Source organism: Streptococcus mitis, assembly GCF_003944325.1.
In the GTDB taxonomy this organism is placed as follows: Bacteria; Bacillota; Bacilli; order Lactobacillales; family Streptococcaceae; genus Streptococcus; species Streptococcus mitis_CW.
This window is the reverse complement of the sequence record NZ_RJPX01000003.1, coordinates 15918-37867: the sequence shown is the minus strand read 5'-3', so window position 1 is coordinate 37867 and position 21950 is coordinate 15918. Positions and strand designations below refer to the sequence as shown.

At 41.7% G+C, this 21950-nt stretch carries 24 protein-coding genes, 1 pseudogene and 1 other annotated feature; all 25 genes and pseudogenes read left to right on the top strand.

Annotated elements, in window-relative coordinates; genetic code table 11:
* Positions 1-2: 2 nt before the first annotated feature.
* The 25 genes and pseudogenes from D8787_RS01860 (at position 3) to D8787_RS01730 (ending at position 21926) form a co-directional block, all read left to right on the top strand.
* Entirely contained in the window at positions 3-1265 is a 1263-nt protein-coding gene (locus D8787_RS01860) for a glutamate-5-semialdehyde dehydrogenase (RefSeq protein WP_125420413.1), read from the top strand.
* A 3-nt stretch (positions 1266-1268) separates the two neighbouring features.
* Positions 1269-2066: a pyrroline-5-carboxylate reductase gene (proC, locus tag D8787_RS01855; RefSeq protein ID WP_125420411.1), complete on the top strand. Its 798-nt coding sequence runs from the start codon at positions 1269-1271 to the stop codon at positions 2064-2066.
* 267 nt (positions 2067-2333) lie between these two features.
* On the top strand, positions 2334-2972 hold the full coding sequence (tmk, locus tag D8787_RS01845; protein WP_125420409.1) for a dTMP kinase: 639 nt from the start codon (positions 2334-2336) through the stop codon (positions 2970-2972).
* Positions 2969-3859: a DNA polymerase III subunit delta' gene (locus D8787_RS01840; protein ID WP_125420407.1), complete on the top strand. Its 891-nt coding sequence runs from the start codon at positions 2969-2971 to the stop codon at positions 3857-3859. The genes tmk and D8787_RS01840 overlap by 4 nt, the downstream gene beginning before the upstream one ends.
* Positions 3860-3898: 39 nt before the next feature.
* Positions 3899-4216, top strand: coding sequence for a DNA replication initiation control protein YabA (gene yabA / locus D8787_RS01835; RefSeq protein WP_000358228.1), 318 nt, complete (start codon positions 3899-3901; stop codon positions 4214-4216).
* 2 nt (positions 4217-4218) lie between these two features.
* Complete coding sequence (rsmI, locus tag D8787_RS01830; RefSeq protein WP_125420405.1) at positions 4219-5097, top strand: 16S rRNA (cytidine(1402)-2'-O)-methyltransferase; 879 nt, start codon at positions 4219-4221, stop codon at positions 5095-5097.
* 382 nt (positions 5098-5479) lie between these two features.
* Positions 5480-6814, top strand: coding sequence for a methylenetetrahydrofolate--tRNA-(uracil(54)-C(5))-methyltransferase (FADH(2)-oxidizing) TrmFO (gene trmFO, locus D8787_RS01820; RefSeq protein ID WP_125420403.1), 1335 nt, complete (start codon positions 5480-5482; stop codon positions 6812-6814).
* Positions 6815-6897: 83 nt separating this feature from the next.
* Entirely contained in the window at positions 6898-7623 is a 726-nt protein-coding gene (pyrH, locus tag D8787_RS01815) for a UMP kinase (RefSeq protein WP_000002995.1), read from the top strand.
* Positions 7624-7643: 20 nt separating this feature from the next.
* Positions 7644-8201, top strand: a complete 558-nt coding sequence (frr, locus tag D8787_RS01810; protein WP_001262225.1) for a ribosome recycling factor — start codon at positions 7644-7646, stop codon at positions 8199-8201.
* 59 nt (positions 8202-8260) lie between these two features.
* Positions 8261-9115 (top strand): RNA-binding virulence regulatory protein CvfB, encoded by an 855-nt coding sequence (gene cvfB, locus D8787_RS01805; protein ID WP_125420401.1) that lies wholly within the window; start codon positions 8261-8263, stop codon positions 9113-9115.
* Positions 9116-9123: 8 nt separating this feature from the next.
* Positions 9124-9339, top strand: coding sequence for a YozE family protein (locus D8787_RS01800; RefSeq protein ID WP_001232084.1), 216 nt, complete (start codon positions 9124-9126; stop codon positions 9337-9339).
* An 84-nt stretch (positions 9340-9423) separates the two neighbouring features.
* A complete protein-coding gene (locus tag D8787_RS01795) occupies positions 9424-10428 on the top strand; it encodes a PhoH family protein (protein WP_125420399.1) in 1005 nt (334 codons plus the stop codon).
* 106 nt (positions 10429-10534) lie between these two features.
* Positions 10535-11104 (top strand): GNAT family N-acetyltransferase, encoded by a 570-nt coding sequence (locus D8787_RS01790; RefSeq protein WP_125420397.1) that lies wholly within the window; start codon positions 10535-10537, stop codon positions 11102-11104.
* A 66-nt stretch (positions 11105-11170) separates the two neighbouring features.
* Positions 11171-11821 (top strand): helix-hairpin-helix domain-containing protein, encoded by a 651-nt coding sequence (locus D8787_RS01785; RefSeq protein ID WP_125420395.1) that lies wholly within the window; start codon positions 11171-11173, stop codon positions 11819-11821.
* Positions 11805-14045, top strand: a complete 2241-nt coding sequence (locus tag D8787_RS01780; RefSeq protein ID WP_125420393.1) for a DNA internalization-related competence protein ComEC/Rec2 — start codon at positions 11805-11807, stop codon at positions 14043-14045. The genes D8787_RS01785 and D8787_RS01780 overlap by 17 nt, the downstream gene beginning before the upstream one ends.
* A 131-nt stretch (positions 14046-14176) precedes the next feature.
* Positions 14177-14401, top strand: coding sequence for a hypothetical protein (locus D8787_RS11785; protein ID WP_125420391.1), 225 nt, complete (start codon positions 14177-14179; stop codon positions 14399-14401).
* Positions 14402-14433: 32 nt separating this feature from the next.
* Positions 14434-15008: pseudogene (locus tag D8787_RS01770) on the top strand (ATP-binding cassette domain-containing protein).
* Between the two features lie 3 nt (positions 15009-15011).
* Entirely contained in the window at positions 15012-16196 is a 1185-nt protein-coding gene (locus tag D8787_RS01765) for a hypothetical protein (RefSeq protein WP_125420389.1), read from the top strand.
* 160 nt (positions 16197-16356) lie between these two features.
* Positions 16357-16488 (top strand) — a sequence feature (ribosomal protein L20 leader region).
* Positions 16489-16503: 15 nt separating this feature from the next.
* Complete coding sequence (gene infC, locus D8787_RS01760; protein WP_000848180.1) at positions 16504-17034, top strand: translation initiation factor IF-3; 531 nt, start codon at positions 16504-16506, stop codon at positions 17032-17034.
* Positions 17035-17066: 32 nt separating this feature from the next.
* On the top strand, positions 17067-17267 hold the full coding sequence (gene rpmI, locus D8787_RS01755; protein ID WP_001125943.1) for a 50S ribosomal protein L35: 201 nt from the start codon (positions 17067-17069) through the stop codon (positions 17265-17267).
* Between the two features lie 51 nt (positions 17268-17318).
* Positions 17319-17678, top strand: a complete 360-nt coding sequence (gene rplT / locus D8787_RS01750) for a 50S ribosomal protein L20 (RefSeq protein WP_000124834.1) — start codon at positions 17319-17321, stop codon at positions 17676-17678.
* Between the two features lie 58 nt (positions 17679-17736).
* Positions 17737-18117 (top strand): VOC family protein, encoded by a 381-nt coding sequence (locus tag D8787_RS01745; protein ID WP_000157153.1) that lies wholly within the window; start codon positions 17737-17739, stop codon positions 18115-18117.
* 248 nt (positions 18118-18365) lie between these two features.
* Entirely contained in the window at positions 18366-19166 is an 801-nt protein-coding gene (locus D8787_RS01740) for a dihydroorotate dehydrogenase electron transfer subunit (protein WP_125420387.1), read from the top strand.
* Positions 19129-20115, top strand: coding sequence for a dihydroorotate dehydrogenase (locus tag D8787_RS01735; RefSeq protein WP_185776727.1), 987 nt, complete (start codon positions 19129-19131; stop codon positions 20113-20115). Before D8787_RS01740 ends, D8787_RS01735 begins: the two co-directional genes overlap by 38 nt.
* A gap of 98 nt (positions 20116-20213) precedes the next feature.
* The gene (locus D8787_RS01730) at positions 20214-21926 is read left to right on the top strand and encodes a glucosaminidase domain-containing protein (RefSeq protein WP_125420383.1); all 1713 of its coding nucleotides are present in this window, start codon (positions 20214-20216) and stop codon (positions 21924-21926) included.
* Positions 21927-21950 lie beyond the last annotated feature (24 nt).

Here is a 21950-nt window from a genome sequence, read left to right as displayed (position 1 = left end):
CTATGGTAAGTACACAAGAACAATTTGAACAGGTACAGGCTGTTAAAAAATCGATCAATACAGCTAGTGAAGAGGTGAAAAACCAAGCCTTGCTAGCCATGGCTGATCACTTAATAGCAGCTACTGAGGAAATTTTAGCGGCCAATGCCCTCGATATGGAAGCGGCCAAAGGTAAAATCTCAGATGTGATGCTGGATCGTCTTTATTTGGATGCAGGACGTATAGAAGCAATGGCAACTGGGATTCGTGAAGTGGTTGCTTTACCAGATCCAATCGGTGAAGTTTTAGAAACAAGTCATCTTGAAAACGGTTTGGTTATCACCAAGAAACGGGTGGCTATGGGTGTTATCGGCATTATCTATGAAAGTCGTCCAAATGTGACGTCTGATGCGGCTGCTTTGGCTCTTAAAAGTGGAAATGCAGTTGTTCTTCGTAGTGGTAAGGATGCCTATCAAACAGCCCATGCCATTGTCACAGCTTTGAAGAAGGGCTTGGAGACGACTACCATTCATCCAGATGTGATTCAACTGGTGGAAGATACCAGCCGTGAAAGTAGCTATGCTATGATGAAGGCCAAGGGCTATCTAGACCTTCTTATTCCTCGTGGAGGGGCAGGTTTGATTAATGCCGTGGTTGAAAATGCTATCGTACCTGTTATCGAGACAGGAACAGGGATTGTCCATGTTTATGTCGATAAGGATGCAGACGAAGACAAGGCTCTATCAATCATCAACAATGCCAAAACCAGTCGTCCTTCTGTCTGCAATGCCATGGAGGTTCTCCTCGTTCATGAAGACAAGGCAGCAAGCTTCCTTCCTCGTTTGGAGCAAGTTCTAGTTGCGGATCGTAAAGAAGCTGGACTGGAACCAATTCAATTCCGTTTGGATGAGAAGGCTAGTCAGTTTGTATCTGGCCAAGCAGCTGGGGCTCAAGACTTTGATACCGAGTTTTTAGACTATGTCCTAGCTGTTAAAGTAGTGAGCAGTTTAGAAGAAGCGGTTGCGCATATTGAAGCACACAGTACTCATCATTCGGATGCCATTGTGACGGAAAATGCTGAGGCTGCAGCTTACTTTACAGATCAAGTGGACTCTGCAGCAGTCTATGTCAATGCTTCAACTCGTTTTACAGATGGAGGTCAATTTGGTCTTGGTTGTGAAATGGGGATTTCTACTCAGAAATTGCATGCGCGTGGTCCAATGGGCTTAAAAGAATTAACCAGTTACAAGTATGTAGTTGCTGGTGATGGACAGATAAGGGAGTAAAAAATGAAGATTGGATTTATCGGTTTGGGGAATATGGGTGCTAGTTTGGCCAAGGCTGTTTGGCAAGCTAATACGACAGATAAGTTTCTTCTTTCTAATCTAAGTCAAGATAGAGTGGATGATTTTATTGCTAGCTACGGAGGTCAAGTTTCTAGTAATGAGGAAATCTTTGCGGAAGCAGATGTGATTTTTTTAGGAGTGAAACCAGCTCAAGTATCTACTTTACTTGCGGAATCTCAAGATATTCTTGAAAAACGGGAGAGTCTGCTCTTAATTTCCATGGCAGCGGGTATAACGTTGGAAAAACTAGCTAGTCTTGTTCCAAGTCAGCACCGTTTAATTCGCATGATGCCCAACACTCCAGTTTCTATCGGTCAAGGAGTCATTAGTTATGCCTTGTCAGCTAACTGCCAAGTAGATGATAAGGAAGTCTTTTGTCAACTTTTACAACATGCTGGTTTATTATTTGAAATCGGTGAAGGGTTAATCGATGCTGCAACGGGTCTTGCAGGTTGTGGACCAGCCTTTGTCTATCTTTTCATTGAAGCTTTGGCGGATGCAGGTGTTCAGACAGGATTGCCACGAGAAACTGCTCTACAAATGGCAGCTCAAACAGTTATTGGAGCAGGTCAATTGGTCCTAGATACTCAAGAACATCCAGGAGTATTGAAAGACAAGGTTTGTAGTCCAGGGGGGTCTACTATTGCTGGTGTAGCTAGTTTAGAAGCACATGCCTTTAGAGGAACCGTTATGGAGGCAGTCAAAAAAGCCTACAAACGAACTAAAAAACTAGGTAAATAAGAGGTGGATTTGTCTGCCTCTTTTATGGTGGTTGATACTCTTCGAAAATCAAATTCAAACTGCGTCAGCTTCACCTTGCCGTAGATATATGTAACTGACTTCGTCAGTCTTATCTACAACCTCAAAGCAGTGCTTTGAGCAACCTGCGGCTAGCTTCCTAGTTTGCTCTTTGATTTTCATTGAGTATGAAATGAGAAGACAAAAAGATTGTCACAAACCCCTATTTTTTTGATAGAATAGAAGTAGTAAAAAAGAAATGAGTTAGACATGTCAAAAGGATTTTTAGTCTCTCTTGAGGGACCAGAGGGAGCAGGAAAGACCAGTGTTTTAGAGGCACTGTTACCAATTTTAGAGGAAAAAGGGGTAGAGGTGCTGACGACCCGTGAACCTGGCGGAGTCTTGATTGGGGAGAAGATTCGTCAAGTGATTTTGGATCCAAGTCATACTCAGATGGATTCGAAGACAGAGTTGCTTCTTTATATTGCCAGTCGCAGGCAGCACTTGGTGGAAAAAGTTCTTCCAGCACTTGAAGCTGGTAAGTTGGTCATTATGGACCGCTTCATCGATAGTTCCGTCGCATATCAGGGATTTGGCCGTGGTTTGGACATTGATGCCATTAATTGGCTCAATAAGTTTGCGACAGATGGCCTTAAACCCGATTTGACACTCTATTTTGACATCGAGGTGGAAGAAGGACTGGTTCGCATTGCTGCTAATAGTGACCGCGAGGTCAATCGTTTGGACTTGGAAGGGTTGGACTTGCATAAAAAAGTTCGTCAAGGCTACCTTTCTCTTCTGGACAAAGAAGGAAATCGCATTGTCAAGATTGATGCCAGTCTTCCTTTGGAGCAGGTTGTGGAAACTACCAAGGCAGTTTTGTTTGAGAGAATGGACTTGGCTAAATGAAACAAGATCAACTAAAGGCTTGGCAACCAGCCCAGTTTGACCGCTTTGTCCGTATCCTAGAACAAGACCAGCTCAATCATGCCTATCTCTTTTCAGGTTTCTTTGGAAGCTTGGAAATGGCGCAGTTTTTGGCTAAGAGCCTCTTTTGTACAGATAAAGTAGGTGTGTTACCATGTGAGAAATGCCGAAATTGTAAGCTGATTGAACAGGGAGAATTTCCCGATGTCACTTTGATTAAGCCGGTCAATCAGGTCATCAAGACAGAACGGATTCGAGAATTGGTGGGGCAGTTTTCCCAAGCAGGGATTGAAAGCCAGCAACAGGTCTTTATTATCGAGCAAGCTGATAAAATGCATCCTAACGCAGCCAATTCTCTGCTCAAGGTCATCGAAGAACCCCAGAGTGAGGTTTATATTTTCTTCTTGACCAGCGATGAGGAAAAAATCTTACCAACAATTCGAAGTCGGACCCAGATTTTCCACTTTAAAAAGCAAGAAGAAAAGCTCATCTTGCTCTTAGAACAAATGGGACTGGTTAAGAAAAAAGCGACTCTTTTAGCCCAGTTTAGTCAATCGCGAGCTGAAGCAGAAAAGTTGGCACATCAGGCAAATTTTTGGACCTTAGTCGATGAAAGTGAACGCCTGCTGACTGGGTTAGTAGCCAAGAAAAAAGAAAGTTATCTGCAGGTTGCTAAATTAGCCAACTTGGCAGATGACAAGGAAAAACAAGATCAGGTTTTACGGATTCTTGAAGTTCTCTGTGGGCAAGATATCCTACAAGCAAGAGTAAGAGTGATTTTACAAGATTTGTTAGAAGCTAGAAAAATGTGGCAGGCTAATGTCAGTTTTCAAAATACCATGGAATATCTGGTCTTGAAAGAAATATAAACTCAAAAATGAACGATAAAGAAAGGAAAGGGCTGGTTTATGGACAAAAAAGAATTATTTGACGCGCTGGATGATTTTTCCCAACAGTTATTGGTAACCTTAGCCGATGTGGAAGCCATCAAGAAAAATCTCAAGAGCCTGGTAGAGGAAAATACAGCTCTTCGCTTGGAAAATAGTAAGTTGCGCGAACGCTTGGGTGAGGTGGAAGCAGATGCTCCTGTCAAGGCCAAGCATGTTCGTGAAAGTGTCCGTCGCATTTACCGTGATGGATTTCACGTATGTAATGATTTTTATGGACAACGTCGAGAGCAGGACGAGGAATGTATGTTCTGTGACGAGTTGTTATACAGGGAGTAGGCATGCAGATTCAAAAAAGTTTTAAGGGGCAGTCTCCCTATGGCAAGCTGTACCTAGTGGCAACGCCGATTGGCAATCTAGATGATATGACCTTTCGAGCTATCCAGACCTTGAAAGAAGTGGACTGGATTGCTGCTGAGGACACGCGCAATACTGGACTTTTGCTCAAGCATTTTGACATTTCTACCAAGCAGATTAGTTTTCATGAGCATAATGCCAAGGAAAAGATTCCTGATTTGATTGGTTTCCTGAAAGCAGGGCAAAGCATTGCTCAGGTATCCGACGCGGGTCTGCCTAGCATCTCAGACCCTGGTCATGATTTGGTTAAGGTAGCCATTGAGGAAGAAATTGCGGTTGTGACTGTTCCAGGAGCCTCTGCAGGGATTTCTGCCTTGATTGCCAGTGGTTTAGCGCCACAGCCACATATCTTTTACGGCTTTTTACCGAGAAAATCAGGCCAGCAAAAGCAATTTTTCGACTCGAAAAAAGACTATCCTGAAACTCAGATTTTCTATGAATCGCCCCATCGTGTGGCAGATACGTTAGAAAATATGCTAGAAGTCTATGGTGACCGCTCGGTCGTCTTGGTCAGGGAATTGACTAAAATCTATGAAGAATACCAAAGAGGTACTATTTCTGAATTGCTGGAAAGCATTGCTGAAACGCCGCTCAAGGGCGAGTGCCTTCTCATCGTTGAAGGTGCCAGTCAGGATGTGGAGGCAAAGGAGGAGGAAGACTTGTTCTTAGAAATCCAAGCCCGCATCCAACATGGTATGAAGAAAAATCAAGCTATTAAGGAAGTTGCGAAATACTACCAGTGGAATAAAAGCCAGCTCTACGCTGCCTATCACGACTGGGAAGAAAACCAAGAAAATGACTAAACAGGGAAGTTTGCCTTCTTCCCTTTTTTTGTTATACTAGTAGAAGAAAAAAATAGAAAGATTTGTGGGAGTGAAAAAGTCCGGGGGACTTTTTCAGCCTGAGCCAAGAAATTCGAAAGCGAAGTAAGTCCGGGGGACTTTTTCAGCCTGAGCCAAGAAATTCGAGAGCGAGGGAAGTCCAGTGGACTTTTTCAGCCTGAGCCAAGAAACTCGAGAGCGAGGGAAGTCCAGTGGACTTTTTCAGCCTGAGCCAAGAAACTCGAGAGCGAGGGAAGTCCTGTGGACTTTTTCAGCCTGAGCCAAGAAATTTGAAAGCTCTTAAGTTCGGTTGGCTTTTTCAATGTGAACCTTGTCTTCACACTCCCAAAGAGGTATTAGTGTCGTGTCTCAATCTTATATCAATGTTATCGGTGCTGGTTTGGCAGGTTCTGAAGCAGCCTACCAAATCGCAGAGCGTGGTATTCCAGTTAAACTTTATGAAATGCGTGGTGTTAAGCCTACACCCCAGCACAAAACAGACAATTTTGCAGAGTTAGTTTGTTCCAATTCATTACGTGGGGATGCTCTGACAAACGCCGTAGGGCTTCTTAAGGAAGAAATGCGTCGCTTAGGTTCTGTTATCTTAGAATCTGCAGAAGCTACACGTGTTCCCGCTGGTGGTGCCCTTGCGGTGGACCGTGACGGTTTCTCCCAAATGGTAACCGAAAAAGTTGCCAACCACCCCTTGATTGAAGTGGTTCGTGATGAAATTACAGAATTGCCGACAGATGTTATCACAGTTGTGGCGACTGGTCCTTTGACCAGCGATGCCTTGGCTGAAAAGATTCATGCACTTAATGACGGCGATGGTTTCTATTTCTACGATGCAGCAGCACCTATTATCGATGTCAATACTATTGATATGAGCAAGGTCTATCTCAAGTCTCGTTATGACAAGGGAGAGGCGGCCTACCTCAATGCCCCTATGACCAAGCAAGAATTTATGGATTTTCATGAAGCCTTGGTCAATGCGGAGGAAGCACCGCTCAATTCTTTTGAAAAAGAAAAGTACTTTGAAGGTTGTATGCCTATTGAAGTCATGGCAAAACGAGGTATTAAAACTATGCTTTATGGCCCTATGAAACCAGTCGGGCTTGAGTATCCAGACGACTATACAGGACCTCGTGATGGAGAATTTAAAACACCTTATGCGGTGGTTCAGCTTCGTCAGGACAATGCAGCTGGTAGCCTCTATAATATCGTTGGTTTCCAAACCCACCTCAAATGGGGAGAACAAAAGCGAGTCTTTCAAATGATTCCAGGTCTTGAGAATGCGGAGTTTGTTCGTTATGGTGTTATGCACCGCAATTCTTACATGGATTCACCAAATCTTCTTGAGCAGACTTACCGTTCTAAGAAACAACTAAATCTCTTCTTTGCTGGTCAGATGACGGGTGTAGAGGGTTATGTTGAATCAGCGGCGTCAGGCTTGGTTGCGGGAATTAACGCGGCTCGTCTTTTCAAGGGAGAAAGCGAGGCTATTTTCCCAGAAACAACAGCGATTGGAAGTCTGGCTCATTACATCACCCATGCCGATAGCAAACATTTCCAACCAATGAATGTCAATTTTGGAATCATCAAGGAGTTGGAAGGCGAGCGTATTCGTGATAAGAAAGCTCGTTATGAAAAAATTGCAGAGCGTGCCCTCAGTGATTTAGAGGAATTTTTGACTGTCTAATTTTTTTGAAAGAATTGCTCATGATACTATAAAAATCTTAGAAATTGTGATAAAATAGGTAGGATAAAAAAAGGAGAGTGAAAATGGCGAATCCCAAGTATAAACGTATTTTAATCAAGTTATCAGGTGAAGCCCTTGCCGGTGAACGTGGCGTAGGGATTGATATCCAAACAGTTCAAACAATCGCAAAAGAGATTCAAGAAGTTCATAGCTTAGGTATCGAAATTGCCCTTGTTATTGGTGGAGGAAATCTCTGGCGTGGTGAACCTGCAGCAGAAGCAGGTATGGACCGCGTTCAGGCAGATTACACAGGAATGCTTGGGACGGTTATGAATGCTCTTGTGATGGCAGATTCATTGCAACAAGTTGGGGTTGATACACGTGTGCAAACAGCTATTGCTATGCAACAAGTGGCAGAGCCTTATGTCCGTGGACGTGCCCTTCGTCACCTTGAAAAAGGCCGTATCGTTATCTTTGGTGCTGGAATTGGTTCACCTTACTTCTCAACCGATACAACAGCGGCCCTTCGTGCAGCTGAAATCGAAGCAGATGCCATCCTTATGGCTAAAAATGGTGTCGATGGTGTTTACAATGCCGATCCTAAGAAAGACAAGACAGCCGTTAAGTTTGAAGAGCTGACCCACCGTGATGTTATTAACAAAGGTCTTCGTATCATGGACTCAACAGCTTCAACCCTCTCAATGGACAACGACATTGACTTGGTTGTCTTCAACATGAACCAACCAGGCAACATTAAACGTGTCGTATTTGGTGAAAATATCGGAACAACAGTTTCAAATAATATCTAAGAAAAGGAATAAGAAAGATTATGGCTAACGCAATTATTGAAAAAGCTAAAGAGAGAATGACCCAGTCTCACCAATCACTTGCTCGTGAATTTGGTGGTATCCGTGCTGGTCGTGCCAATGCAAGCTTGCTTGACCGTGTACATGTAGAATACTATGGAGTAGAAACTCCTCTTAACCAAATCGCTTCCATTACGATTCCAGAAGCGCGTGTTTTGTTGGTAACACCATTTGACAAGTCTTCATTGAAAGACATCGAACGTGCCTTGAACGCTTCTGATCTTGGAATCACACCAGCTAACGATGGTTCTGTGATTCGCTTGGTTATCCCAGCTCTTACAGAAGAAACTCGTCGTGACCTTGCTAAAGAAGTGAAGAAGGTCGGTGAGAATGCTAAAGTGGCTGTTCGCAATATCCGTCGCGATGCTATGGACGAAGCTAAGAAACAAGAAAAAGCAAAAGAAATCACTGAAGACGAATTGAAGACTCTTGAAAAAGATATTCAAAAAGTAACAGACGATGCTGTTAAACACATCGACGACATGACTGCCAACAAAGAGAAAGAACTTTTGGAAGTCTAAAAATAAACAGAAAAACTCAGTTGGCATTGCTGGCTGAGTTTTATTCGAAAGAAGGAAATATGAATACAAATCTTGCAAGTTTTATCGTTGGACTGATCATCGATGAAAACGACCGTTTTTACTTTGTGCAAAAGGATGGCCAGACCTATGCGCTTGCCAAGGAAGAAGGTCAGCATACAGTAGGGGATACGGTTAAAGGTTTTGCCTACACGGATATGAAGCAAAAACTGCGCTTGACAACCATAGAAGTGACTGCCACTCAGGACCAATTTGGTTGGGGAACTGTAACGGAAGTTCGTAAAGACTTGGGGGTTTTTGTGGATACAGGCCTTCCTGACAAGGAAATCGTTGTGTCACTCGATATCCTCCCTGAGCTCAAGGAACTCTGGCCTAAGAAGGGCGACCAACTCTACATCCGTCTTGAAGTGGACAAGAAAGACCGAATCTGGGGCCTCTTGGCTTATCAGGAAGACTTCCAACGTCTGGCTCGTCCTGCCTACAACAACATGCAGAACCAAAACTGGCCAGCCATTGTATACCGCCTCAAGCTGTCAGGAACTTTTGTTTACCTGCCAGAAAATAACATGCTTGGCTTTATCCATCCTAGCGAGCGCTACGCAGAGCCACGTTTGGGTCAAGTCTTAGAAGCGCGTGTCATTGGTTTCCGTGAAGTGGACCGTACCTTGAACCTTTCTCTCAAACCACGTTCCTTTGAGATGTTGGAAAATGATGCCCAGATGATTTTGACCTACTTGGAAGGCAATGGCGGTTTCATGACCTTAAATGATAAGTCATCTCCAGACGACATCAAGGCAACCTTTGGCATTTCTAAAGGTCAGTTCAAGAAAGCACTTGGCGGCTTGATGAAGGCTGGTAAAATCAAGCAAGACCAGTTTGGGACAGAGTTGATCTAGGGTGACATATGAGAAAATCATTTTACACTTGGCTCATGACTGAGCGCAATCCTAAAAGTAATAGTCCCAAGGCTATCTTGGCAGACCTCGCTTTTGAAGAATCAGCCTTCCCAAAACACACAGATGATTTTGATGAGGTGAGTCGCTTTTTAGAGGAACATGCCAGTTTCTCTTTTAACCTAGGAGACTTTGACGCTATCTGGCAAGAATACTTAGAACACTAGCATGATTCACTGGGTTTGGGCTAGTAATTTCTCCATCCCTTTGCTATAATAAAAAGAAATAAAAGGATTAGAGAGGTTCTTTATTTGAAGGAACATTCAATAGACATTCAACTGAGTCACCCAGATGACCTGTTTCATCTTTTTGGTTCCAATGAACGCCATCTTCGTTTGATGGAAGAAGAGCTTGATGTGGTGATTCATGCTCGTACGGAGATTGTGCAGGTTTTGGGAGAAGAGACTGCCTGTGAGGAAGCCCGTCAGGTTATTCAGGCTTTGATGGTCTTGGTAAATCGTGGGATGACCGTTGGTACGCCAGATGTGGTGACTGCAATTAGCATGGTCAAAAACGATGAAATTGATAAGTTTGTCGCTCTTTACGAAGAAGAAATCATCAAGGATAATACTGGTAAACCTATTCGTGTCAAAACCCTAGGGCAAAAGCTTTATGTGGACAGTGTCAAACAGCACGATGTGACCTTTGGAATTGGACCTGCAGGGACAGGGAAGACCTTTCTTGCAGTGACCTTGGCAGTGACTGCCCTTAAACGTGGGCAAGTCAAACGGATTATCTTAACACGTCCAGCGGTGGAAGCAGGAGAGAGTCTAGGTTTTCTTCCGGGTGATCTCAAGGAGAAGGTAGATCCTTACCTTCGACCTGTTTATGATGCCTTGTATCAGATTCTGGGAAAAGACCAGACGACTCGTCTCATGGAGCGTGAAATTATTGAGATTGCGCCCCTTGCCTACATGCGTGGACGAACCTTGGATGATGCCTTTGTTATTCTCGATGAGGCACAAAATACGACCATCATGCAGATGAAGATGTTCTTGACGCGTTTAGGCTTTAATTCTAAGATGATTGTCAATGGAGATATCAGCCAGATTGACCTGCCACGTAATGTCAAGTCAGGTTTGATTGATGCCCAAGAAAAACTCAAGAACATTCACCAGATTGACTTTGTTCATTTTTCTGCTAAGGATGTGGTTCGCCATCCTGTTGTCGCTCAGATTATCCGAGCTTATGAACCAGTACCAGTTAAAAAAGCAGAGAGTGAAGAATTAGATCCTCAACCTCTATCTGAAGGATAGTTCTTTTGTACTTAAAGTTATCTCAATACCAAGTATAAATTTGCGTTTTAAATATTTCATTCAATATCCTTATCTTAGTTAGAAACTTTTCAAGTGGTGGAATCCTATGGAATCAATCTTTTTAAAACTAGCTCAGTATCCAATAGTGGAGACAGAGCGTTTATTGCTTAGACCTGTAACCTTGGATGATGCGGAAGCTATGTTTGACTATGCCTCGGATAAGGATAATACACGTTACACTTTTCTAACCAATCAAAGCTTGGAAGAAACCAAGAATAACATTGCTCAGTTCTACTTGGCCAGTCCCTTGGGACGCTGGGGAATAGAACTAAAAAGCAATGGTCAGTTTATTGGAACCATTGACTTGCACAAGATTGATTCTGTTCTTAAGAAGGCAGCTATTGGTTACATTATCAATAAAAAATATTGGAATCAGGGTTTGACGACAGAAGCCAATCGTGCCGTGATTAAGCTGGCTTTTGAGAAGATTGGAATGAACAAGTTGACCGCCCTTCACGATAAGGCTAATCCCGCATCAGGAAAGGTCATGGAGAAATCAGGAATGCGTTTTTCACATGCAGAACCATATGCTTGTATGGACCAGCATGAAGAAGGCCGAATCGTTACAAGAATTCATTATGTCTTGACCAAGGAAGACTATTTTGCAAATAAATAAGCAGTTGAGAAGAAATTTTCAACTGTTTTTTCTTCTTCTTACGAATAATCTAAGAGAGGAGAAAATATGGAAGCAATTATCGAGAAAATCAAAGAGTATAAAATCATTGTCATCTGTACTGGTCTGGGCTTGCTTGTTGGCGGATTTTTCCTGCTAAAACCAGCTCCACAAACACCTGTAAAAGAACCGAATTTGCAGGCTGAAGTTGCAGCTGTTTCCAAGGATTCATTATCCGAAAAGGATCTGAAGAAGGAAGAGAAGAAAGAACCAGTTGAACAAGATCTAATCACAGTAGATGTGAAGGGGGCTGTTAAATCGCCAGGGATTTATGATTTGCCTGTAGGTAGTCGAGTCAATGACGCTGTTCAGAAGGCAGGTGGCTTGACAGAGCAAGCAGATAGCAAGTCGCTCAATCTAGCTCAGAAAGTTAATGACGAGGCTCTGGTTTACGTTCCTACTAAGGGCGAAGAAGCAGCAAGTCAGCAGATTGGTTCTGGAACGGCTTCTTCAACGAGCAAGGAAAAGAAGGTCAATCTAAACAAGGCCAGTATGGAAGAGCTCAAGCAGGTCAAGGGATTGGGTGGTAAACGAGCTCAGGATATTATCGACCATCGTGAGACAAATGGAAAATTCAAGTCGGTTGATGAACTCAAGAAGGTCTCTGGCATTGGTTCCAAGACAATAGAAAAGCTAAAAGATTATGTTACAGTGGATTAAGAATTTTCCTATCCCCCTAATCTATTTGAGTTTTCTATTGCTCTGGCTTTACTACGCCATTTTCTCAGCATCCTATATCGCACTGTTAGGCTTTGTTTTTCTGCTAGTCTGTCTCTTTATCCAATTTCCTTGGAAATTAGCAGGCAAAGTTCTAGTGATTTGTGGAGTCTTTGCCTTCTGGTTTCTGTTTCAAAATTGGCAACAGAGTCAAGCGAGTCAAAATTTGGCTGTTTCTGTTGAAAGGGTACGGATTTTGCCTGACACTATTAAGGTCAATGGTGACAGTCTGTCCTTTCGTGGCAAGTCTGATGGACGCATTTTTCAAGTCTATTATAAACTCCAATCCGAGGAGGAGAAAGAACAATTTCAAGCTTTAACCGACCTTCATGAGATAGGACTAGAAGGGAAGCTTTCGGAGCCAGAAGGGCAGAGAAATTTTGGTGGTTTTGACTACCAAGCCTATCTGAAAACTCAGGGAATTTACCAGACTCTCAATATCAAAAAAATCCAGTCACTTCAAAAGGTTGGCAGTTGGGATATAGGAGAAAATCTATCCAGTTTACGCCGAAAGGCTGTGGTTTGGATTAAGACACATTTTCCAGACCCTATGCGCAATTACATGACAGGTCTCTTGTTAGGGCATCTGGACACAGATTTTGAGGAGATGAATGAGCTTTATTCTAGTTTAGGAATTATCCACCTCTTTGCCTTGTCGGGGATGCAGGTAGGTTTTTTCATGGATGGATTTAAGAAACTTCTCTTACGATTGGGCTTGACCCAAGAAAAGTTGAAGTGGCTGACTTATCCTTTTTCCCTTCTCTATGCTGGTCTGACAGGATTTTCAGCTTCGGTCATTCGCAGTCTCCTGCAAAAGTTACTGGCTCAACATGGGGTTAAGGGCTTGGATAATTTTGCCTTGACGGTCCTTGTCCTCTTTATTGTCATGCCCAACTTTTTCTTGACAGCAGGAGGTGTCTTGTCCTGCGCCTATGCTTTTATCTTGACCATGACCAGCAAAGAAGGGGAGGGGCTTAAGGCTATTGCCAGAGAAAGTCTAGTCATTTCCTTGGGAATATTGCCCATTCTGTCCTTCTATTTTGCGGAATTTCAACCTTGGTCCATTCTTTTGACCTTTGTCTTTTCCTTTCTATTTGACTTGGTCTTCTTACCTCTCTTGTCTATCTTATTTGCCCTTTCCTTTCTCTATCCAGTCATTCAGCTGAATTTTCTTTTTGAGTGGTTGGAGGGGATGATTCGCTTGGTATCACAGGTGGCAAGTAGACCGCTTGTCTTTGGACAACCTAATGCGTGGCTTTTAATTTTATTGTTAATTTCCTTGGCTTTGGTCTATGATTTGAGGAAAAACATTAAAAGGCTAGCAGTATTGAGCTTATTGATTACGGGTCTCTTTTTCTTGACCAAGCATCCACTGGAAAATGAAATTACTATGCTGGATGTTGGGCAAGGTGAAAGTATTTTCTTACGGGATTTAACTGGGAAAACCATTCTCATAGATGTAGGTGGCAAGGCAGAATCTGATAAGAAAATCGAAAAATGGCAAGAAAAAACGACGACCAGCAATGCCCAGCGAACTTTGATCCCCTATCTCAAAAGTCGAGGAGTATCCAAGATTGACCAGCTGGTTTTGACAAACACAGACAAGGAGCATGTTGGAGATTTGTTGGAGGTGACCAAGGCTTTTCATGTAGGCGAAATTTTAGTATCAAAAGGCAGTTTGAAACAGAAGGAATTTGTAGCAGAACTACAGGCTACTCAAACTAACGTGCGTAGTGTGACAGTAGGAGAGAACTTGCCAATTTTTGGAAGTCAGTTAGAAGTCTTATATCCAAGGAAAATTGGAGATGGAGGTCATGAAGATTCCATAGTTCTGTATGGGAAACTCTTGGATAAGCACTTCCTCTTCACAGGAAACTTGGAGGAGAAAGGAGAGAAGGACTTGCTGAGGCAATATTCTGACCTAGAAGTGGATGTTTTGAAAGCTGGCCAACATGGCTCTAAAAAATCATCAAGTTCAGCCTTTCTAGAAAAACTCAAACCAGAGCTTACTCTTATCTCAGTTGGAAAGAGCAATCGAACCAAACTCCCCCATCAGGAAACTTTGACACGACTGGAAGGTATCAATAGTAAAGTTTACCGAACTGACCAGCAAGGAGCTATACGCTTTAAGGGGTGGAATAGTTGGAAAATCGAAAGTGTTCGATAGGAGGGACAAATATTATATATTAGTAAAATAAACTAAAAATCTGTTGCATAATAATGATAAAAACGATATAATGAAAGCGTATTCGATATTGATGATATAAAATCATTAAAAATCGTTTAATTAGTTAGTTTATGATTATTGGTCTTTTTCAGTCTAGTATATCTGCTGTGAGCGTTCTTAAAACTTATCGGTATGATTGGAATACCTACTATAAGACTAGTATGAATTGCCAGAGATATAACTATATTAATCCCCTGTTATGGTCTCATTATTATAGCTATTCTGAGTATAAAGTTGGTTCTGGTTGGAATTACAATCGTTATGAGGTAATAAACTACTACAGCGGAGGCTATTAATCCTTAAAGAATGATAAAAAGGAGGGCTAGATATGTTGCAGCTTACTCATGTGACCTTAAAAACGCGACAAGTCATCTTACAAGATGTTGATTTTACATTTGAAAAGGGTAGGATTTATGGTATTCTTGCTATCAATGGTTCTGGAAAGACGACACTGTTCCGCGCCATTAGCAATTTAATTCCTATAAGTAGTGGAAATATCGCAGCCCCTCCTTCTTTATTTTATTATGAGAGTATTGAATGGCTGGATGGAAACTTAAGTGGGATGGACTATCTTCGCCTGATCAAGAACATCTGGAAGTCAGGGCTGAACTTGGGGGATGAAATTACCTATTGGGAAATGTCTGACTATATCAGCCTTCCCATTCGTAAGTATTCCTTAGGCATGAAGCAACGCTTGGTGATTGCCATGTATTTCCTCAGTCAGGCGAAATGCTGGCTTATGGATGAGATTACAAATGGCTTAGATGAGTATTATCGACAGAAGTTTTTTGATAGGCTAGCACAGAGCAGCTGGTTCTTTTAAGTTCCCACTATAAGGATGAGTTGGTTGATGTCTGCGATAGAGTAGTAACCATTCATCGGGGAAAGATAGAAGAGGTTTAGTTTATGAAAGATGTTGGTCTATTTTTATTAAAAAAAGTTTTCAAAAGTCGTTTAAACTGGATTATCTTAGCTTTATTTGTATCTGGACTCGGTGTTACCTTTTATTTTAATAGTCAGACTGCAAACTCCGTCAGCTTGGAGAGCGAGTTGGAAACCCGTCTTGTAAAAGATGAGAGAGTCATCAATGAATATGAAGAGAAACTCTCCCAAATATCTGACACCAGCTCGGAGGAATACCAGTTTGCTAAAGAAAATTTAGACTCGCAAAAAAATCTTTTGACGCAAAAGAAAGAAATTCTGACTTTATTAAAAGAAGGACGCTGGAAAGAAGCCTACTATTTGCAGTGGCAAGATGTAGAGAAGAGTTATGAAATTTTATCAAAGGAACCGACTGCTAGTTCTGACTTAAAAATGGCGGTTGACCGCGAACGAAAGACTTACCAAGCCCTATATCCCTTGAACATAAAAGCGCACAATTTAGTTTATCCGACCTACGGGATTGATCAGATTGTCTGGATTTTAGAGGCTATCATCCCAAGCTTGTTTGTAGTTGCTATTATTTTTATGCTAACGCAACTATTTGCAGAAAGGTATCAAAATCATCTGGATACAGCTCAGTTATATCCTTTTTCAAAAGTGGCATTTGCCATGTCCTCTCTTGGAGTTGGGGTGAGCTATGTAACCGTGCTGTTTATCGGAATCTGTGGATTTTCTTTTCTAGTGGGAAGTCTGATAAGCGGTTTTGGACAGTTAGATTACCCCTACCCGATTTATAACTTAACCAATCAAGAAGTAACTATTGGGAAGATACAAGATGTGTTATTTCCTGGATTGTTACTAACTTTCTTGGCTTTTATCGTTATTGTGGAAGTCGTCTACTTGATTGCTTACTTTTTCAAGCAAAAAATGCCTGTTCTTTTTCTTTCACTCATTGGGATTGTTGGCTTATTGTTTGGCATTCAAACAATTCAGCCTCTTCAAAGGATTGCACATCTGATTCCCTTTACTTACTTGCGTTCAGTGGAGATTTTGTCTGGAAGATTACCTAAGCAAATTGATAATGTCAATCTAAATTGGAGTATGGGGATGGTTTTACTTCCTTGCCTGGTTATCCTTTTGTTAGTGGGGATCTTATTTATCGAAAGATGGGGAAGTTCACGTAAAAAGGAAGTTTTTAATAGGTTTTAGCATTCCTATAGGGAAAATAAGTAAAAACTAACATAGAGAGGGAATCACCTTGATTCTCTCTTTTTGATGCGGAAATCAAGGCAAAATACAAACACAAACTTTTCAAAAAAATAACTTTTTATCTTGACAAGAGCTAGAAAACTTGGTATCATATAAAAGTTGAGAAAAGCAGAAGTGAGAGCTTCTCGCCTTGTGACATTAAGTTGCCTGGCCCTACGGATGAAAAGTTTCTAAGAAACGCTATCATAACGTGCGGGCTTGTATATTTACGAGTCCGCTATTGTTTTTCTCTAATAAAACAAAAGAGGTGAAAACCATAGCAAAGCAAGACTTATTCATCAATGATGAGATTCGTGTACGTGAAGTTCGCTTGATTGGTCTTGAAGGAGAACAGCTAGGCATCAAGCCACTCAGTGAAGCGCAAGCTTTGGCTGATAACGCTAATGTTGACCTAGTATTGATTCAACCCCAAGCCAAACCGCCTGTTGCAAAAATTATGGACTACGGTAAGTTCAAATTTGAGTACCAGAAGAAGCAAAAAGAACAACGTAAAAAACAAAGTGTTGTTACTGTGAAAGAAGTTCGTCTAAGTCCAACTATTGACAAGGGTGACTTTGATACAAAACTTCGCAATGCACGCAAATTCCTTGAAAAAGGAAATAAAGTTAAGGTATCTATTCGCTTTAAGGGTCGTATGATTACCCATAAAGAGATTGGTGCAAAAGTTTTAGCCGAGTTTGCTGAAGCAACTCAAGATATTGCCATCATCGAACAACGTGCTAAAATGGATGGACGTCAAATGTTCATGCAATTGGCGCCAGCGACTGACAAAAAATAATTGTCAGAAAGTTAAATAAAGGAGAAAAAATCATGCCAAAACAAAAAACACACCGCGCATCAGCTAAACGTTTCAAACGTACAGGTTCTGGTGGACTTAAACGTTTCCGTGCTTACACTTCTCACCGTTTCCACGGAAAAACTAAGAAACAACGTCGTCATCTTCGTAAAGCATCTATGGTGCATTCAGGAGATTACAAACGTATCAAAGCAATGCTTACTCGCTTGAAATAATAGCTTGACTGTAAGTAAACAATTCTAGGAAATATTTGGAGGAAATAAAACATGGCACGTGTTAAAGGTGGCGTTGTATCACGCAAACGTCGTAAACGTATTCTTAAATTAGCAAAAGGTTACTATGGAGCTAAACACATCTTGTTCCGTACTGCAAAAGAACAAGTAATGAACTCTTACTACTATGCATACCGTGACCGTCGTCAGAAAAAACGTGACTTCCGCAAATTGTGGATCACTCGTATCAACGCGGCAGCTCGTATGAACGGACTTTCATACTCACAATTGATGCATGGTTTGAAATTGGCTGAGATCGAAGTTAACCGTAAAATGCTTGCTGACTTGGCTGTTAACGATGCAGCAGCTTTCACAGCTCTTGCAGATGCAGCTAAAGCAAAACTTGGTAAATAATAACAGATAAGACTGGAACAGGATTGTCCCAGTCTTTTTAAAAATAAAGGAGAAAAATATGGCTTCAAAAATGCTACATACTTGCTTGCGAGTAGAAAATCTTGAAAAATCAATCGCATTTTATCAAGATGCTTTTGGATTTAAAGAATTGCGTCGCAGAGATTTTCCAGACCATGCCTTCACAATTGTCTATCTAGGACTTGAGGGTGACGACTATGAGTTGGAGTTGACTTATAACTACGATCATGGTCCTTATGTGGTTGGAGATGGGTTTGCCCATATCGCCCTCAGTACACCTGATCTTGAAGCTCTTCATCAAGAGCACAGTGCCAAAGGCTATGAAGTAACTGAACCAAATGGTCTACCAGGAACTGCACCTAACTATTACTTTGTTAAAGACCCTGATGGTTACAAGGTCGAAGTTATTCGTGAAAAATAATCTCGTGAGATCAAGTAGAATGTTCGTTTTCTACTTGACTTTTTTTAGCTGAAAGAGTATACTAGTAAAAATTTAACCTTTAAGGGGAGTCCAGAGAGACTCACAAGGTGTCAGATAAAAGAATAGTACAATTTTCTAGAGGAGACTTTTTGAGTGTGCTCTCTTCTGTTGTACGATTTTAACTGAGGCCTTGCACTAGCAAGGTCTTTTCTTTGTCTGGTCCCCTTAAAATTTAAGGAGGAAAAATCATGAATCCCACATGTAAGAAACGTTTGGGTGCCATTCGATTGGAAACCATGAAGGTGGTTGCACAGGAGGAAATCGCGCCAGCAATCTTTGAATTAGTCCTAGAGGGGGAAATGGTTGAAGCCATGCGAGCAGGCCAATTTCTTCATCTGCGTGTGCCTGATGACGCCCATCTTTTGCGTCGCCCTATTTCGATTTCGTCTATTGACAAGGTTAATAAGCAGTGTCATCTCATTTATCGGATTGAGGGAGCTGGGACAGCTATTTTCTCAACCTTAAGTCAGGGAGATACTCTTGATGTGATGGGGCCTCAGGGGAATGGATTTGACTTGTCTGACCTTGATGAGCAGAGCCAGGTACTCCTCGTTGGTGGGGGGATTGGTGTTCCGCCCTTGCTTGAGGTTGCTAAGGAATTGCATGCCCGTGGGGTGAAAGTAGTGACAGTTCTCGGTTTTGCTAATAAGGCTGCTGTTATTTTAGAGACGGAATTGGCCCAATATGGTCAGGTCTTTGTAACGACAGATGATGGTTCTTATGGCATCAAGGGAAATGTTTCTGTTGTTATCAAGGATTTAGACAATCAATTTGATGCTGTTTACTCATGTGGGGCGCCTGGAATGATGAAGTATATCAATCAAACCTTCTATAACCATCCAAGAGCCTATCTATCTTTGGAATCCCGTATGGCTTGTGGGATGGGGGCTTGCTATGCCTGTGTCCTAAAAGTACCAGAAAGCGAGACTATCAGTCAACGCGTCTGTGAAGATGGCCCTGTTTTCCGCACAGGAACAGTTGTACTATAAGGAGAAAATCATGACTACAAATCGTTTACAAGTTTCTCTGCCAGGTTTGGATTTGAAAAACCCAATCATTCCAGCATCAGGCTGTTTTGGTTTTGGCAAAGAGTATGCCAAGTACTATGATTTAGACCTTTTAGGTTCTATTATGATCAAGGCGACAACTCTTAAACCACGCTTTGGGAATCCAACTCCAAGGGTGGCAGAAACACCTGCGGGCATGCTCAATGCAATTGGCTTGCAAAATCCTGGTTTAGAGGTTGTTTTGGCTGAAAAATTGCCTTGGCTAGAAAGAGAGTATCCAAATCTTCCTATTATTGCCAACGTAGCTGGTTTTTCAAAACAAGAGTATGAAGCTGTTTCTCATGGGATTTCCAAGGCAGCCAATGTAAAGGCTATTGAGCTCAATATTTCTTGCCCCAATGTAGATCACTGTAATCACGGACTTTTGATTGGTCAAGATCCTGATCTGGCTTATGATGTGGTGAAAGCAGCTGTGGAAGCCTCTGATGTGCCAGTTTATGTCAAATTAACCCCTAGTGTGACCGACATCGTTACTGTCGCAAAAGCTGCAGAAGATGCGGGGGCAAGTGGATTGACCATGATTAATACTCTAGTTGGAATGCGTTTTGACCTCAAAACCAGAAAACCAATCTTGGCCAATGGAACAGGTGGGATGTCTGGTCCAGCAGTCTTTCCAGTAGCCCTCAAACTCATCCGCCAAGTCGCCCAAACCACAGACCTGCCTATCATTGGAATGGGAGGAGTGGATTCGGCAGAAGCTGCCCTAGAAATGTATATTGCTGGAGCCTCTGCCATCGGAGTTGGAACAGCCAACTTTACTAATCCTTACGCCTGCCCTGATATTATCGAAAATTTACCAAAGGTTATGGATAAATATGGTATCAGCAGTCTAGAAAATCTCCGCAAGGAAGTAAAAGAGTCTCTGAGGTAAACTGCAATCAATCTGTTCTTGATTTTTTATTAGTTTGTAATGTTGATTATAGAGAATTTTGATATAATGAAATGAGTAAGAACAGAGGAAGAAAGTTAATGAAGAAATTGAGATTTATTTTTTTAGCCCTGCTATTTTTCTTAGTCAGACCAGAGAGTGCAATGGCTAGCGATGGTACTTGGCAAGGAAAACAATACCTGAAAGCGGATGGCAGTCAAGCAGCCAATGAGTGGGTTTTTGATGCTCATTATCAATCTTGGTTTTATATAAAAGCAGATGCCAACTATGCTGAAAATGAATGGTTGAAGCAAGGTGACGACTATTTTTACCTCAAATCTGGCGGCTATATGGCCAAGTCAGAATGGATAGAAGACAAGGGAGTCCTCTATTATCTTGACCAAAATGGAAAGATGAAAAGAAATGATTGGGTAGGAACTTCCTATGTTGGTGCAACAGGTGCCAAAGTAATCGAAGACTGGGTCTATGATTCTCAATACGACGCTTGGTTTTATATCAAAGCAGATGGACAACACGCAGAGAAAGAATGGCTCCAAATTAAGGGCAAGGACTATTATTTTAAATCTGGTGGTTATTTGCTAACAAGTCAGTGGATTGACCAGGCTTATGTGAATGCTAGTGGTGCCAAAGTACAGCAAGGTTGGCTTTATGATAAACAATACCAAACTTGGTTTTATATCAAAGAAAATGGAAATCATGCTGATAAAGAATGGATTTTCGAAAATGGTCACTATTATTATCTAAAATCTGGTGGCTATATGGCAGCAAATGAATGGATTTGGGATAAGGAATCTTGGTTTTATCTCAAATCTGATGGCAAAATGGCTGAGAAAGAATGGTTATACGATTCTAAAAGTCAAGCCTGGTACTACTTCAAATCGGGTGGCTACATGGCGAAAAATGAGACAGTAGATGGTTATCAGCTTGGAAGTGATGGTAAATGGCTTGGAGAAAGAGCTACAAACGAAAATGCTGCTTACTATCAAGTAGTGCCTGTCACAGCGAATGTTTATGATGCAGATGGTGAAAAGCTCTCCTATATATCGCAAGGTAGTGTCATCTGGCTAGATAAGGATAGAAAAAGTGATGACAAGCGCCTGGCTATTACTGTATCTGGTTTGTCAGGCTATATGAAAACAGAAGATTTACAAGCGCTAGATGCTAGTAAGGATTTTATCCCTTATTATGAGAGTGATGGGCATCGTTTTTATCACTATGTGGCTCAGAATGCTAGTATCCCAGTAGCTTCTCATCTTTCTGATATGGAAGTAGGCAAGAAATATTATTCGGCAGATGGACTGCATTTTGATGGTTTTAAGCTTGAGAATCCCTTCCTTTTCAAAGATTTAACAGAGGCTACAAACTATAGTGCTGAAGACTTGGATAAGGTATTTAGTCTGTTAAATATTGACAATAGCCTCTTGGAAAATAAGGGAGCTACCTTTAAGGAAGCCGAAGAACATTACCATATCAATGCCCTTTACCTCCTTGCCCATAGTGCCTTAGAAAGTGATTGGGGACGTAGCAATATTGCCAAAGATAAGAATAATTTCTTTGGAATTACAGCCTATGATACGACCCCTTACCTTTCTGCCAAGACATTTGATGATGTGGATAAGGGAATTTTAGGTGCAACAAAGTGGATTAAGGAAAATTATATCGATAGGGGCAGAACTTTCCTTGGAAACAAGGCGTCTGGTATGAATGTTGAATATGCCTCAGACCCTTATTGGGGCGAAAAAATTGCTAGTGTGATGATGAAAATCAATGAGAAACTAGGTGGCAAAGATTAGTCCTATAATTGGATATGATTTGTG

What these genes read in the sequence shown, in the direction of transcription:
- D8787_RS01800 (WP_001232084.1), top strand. Translation starts at nt 9,124, where the DNA reads ATGAGAAAATCATTTTACACTTGGCTCATGACTGAGCGCAATCCTAAA.
- frr (WP_001262225.1), top strand. Translation starts at nt 7,644, where the DNA reads ATGGCTAACGCAATTATTGAAAAAGCTAAAGAGAGAATGACCCAGTCT.
- D8787_RS01740 (WP_125420387.1), top strand. Translation starts at nt 18,366, where the DNA reads ATGAATCCCACATGTAAGAAACGTTTGGGTGCCATTCGATTGGAAACC.
- D8787_RS01860 (WP_125420413.1), top strand. Translation starts at nt 3, where the DNA reads ATGGTAAGTACACAAGAACAATTTGAACAGGTACAGGCTGTTAAAAAA.
- D8787_RS01730 (WP_125420383.1), top strand. Translation starts at nt 20,214, where the DNA reads ATGAAGAAATTGAGATTTATTTTTTTAGCCCTGCTATTTTTCTTAGTC.
- D8787_RS11785 (WP_125420391.1), top strand. Translation starts at nt 14,177, where the DNA reads ATGATTATTGGTCTTTTTCAGTCTAGTATATCTGCTGTGAGCGTTCTT.
- rpmI (WP_001125943.1), top strand. Translation starts at nt 17,067, where the DNA reads ATGCCAAAACAAAAAACACACCGCGCATCAGCTAAACGTTTCAAACGT.
- D8787_RS01790 (WP_125420397.1), top strand. Translation starts at nt 10,535, where the DNA reads ATGGAATCAATCTTTTTAAAACTAGCTCAGTATCCAATAGTGGAGACA.
- yabA (WP_000358228.1), top strand. Translation starts at nt 3,899, where the DNA reads ATGGACAAAAAAGAATTATTTGACGCGCTGGATGATTTTTCCCAACAG.
- rplT (WP_000124834.1), top strand. Translation starts at nt 17,319, where the DNA reads ATGGCACGTGTTAAAGGTGGCGTTGTATCACGCAAACGTCGTAAACGT.
- D8787_RS01735 (WP_185776727.1), top strand. Translation starts at nt 19,129, where the DNA reads ATGGCCCTGTTTTCCGCACAGGAACAGTTGTACTATAAGGAGAAAATC.
- proC (WP_125420411.1), top strand. Translation starts at nt 1,269, where the DNA reads ATGAAGATTGGATTTATCGGTTTGGGGAATATGGGTGCTAGTTTGGCC.
- D8787_RS01780 (WP_125420393.1), top strand. Translation starts at nt 11,805, where the DNA reads ATGTTACAGTGGATTAAGAATTTTCCTATCCCCCTAATCTATTTGAGT.
- cvfB (WP_125420401.1), top strand. Translation starts at nt 8,261, where the DNA reads ATGAATACAAATCTTGCAAGTTTTATCGTTGGACTGATCATCGATGAA.
- D8787_RS01745 (WP_000157153.1), top strand. Translation starts at nt 17,737, where the DNA reads ATGGCTTCAAAAATGCTACATACTTGCTTGCGAGTAGAAAATCTTGAA.
- rsmI (WP_125420405.1), top strand. Translation starts at nt 4,219, where the DNA reads ATGCAGATTCAAAAAAGTTTTAAGGGGCAGTCTCCCTATGGCAAGCTG.
- D8787_RS01785 (WP_125420395.1), top strand. Translation starts at nt 11,171, where the DNA reads ATGGAAGCAATTATCGAGAAAATCAAAGAGTATAAAATCATTGTCATC.
- D8787_RS01765 (WP_125420389.1), top strand. Translation starts at nt 15,012, where the DNA reads ATGAAAGATGTTGGTCTATTTTTATTAAAAAAAGTTTTCAAAAGTCGT.
- pyrH (WP_000002995.1), top strand. Translation starts at nt 6,898, where the DNA reads ATGGCGAATCCCAAGTATAAACGTATTTTAATCAAGTTATCAGGTGAA.
- tmk (WP_125420409.1), top strand. Translation starts at nt 2,334, where the DNA reads ATGTCAAAAGGATTTTTAGTCTCTCTTGAGGGACCAGAGGGAGCAGGA.
- D8787_RS01840 (WP_125420407.1), top strand. Translation starts at nt 2,969, where the DNA reads ATGAAACAAGATCAACTAAAGGCTTGGCAACCAGCCCAGTTTGACCGC.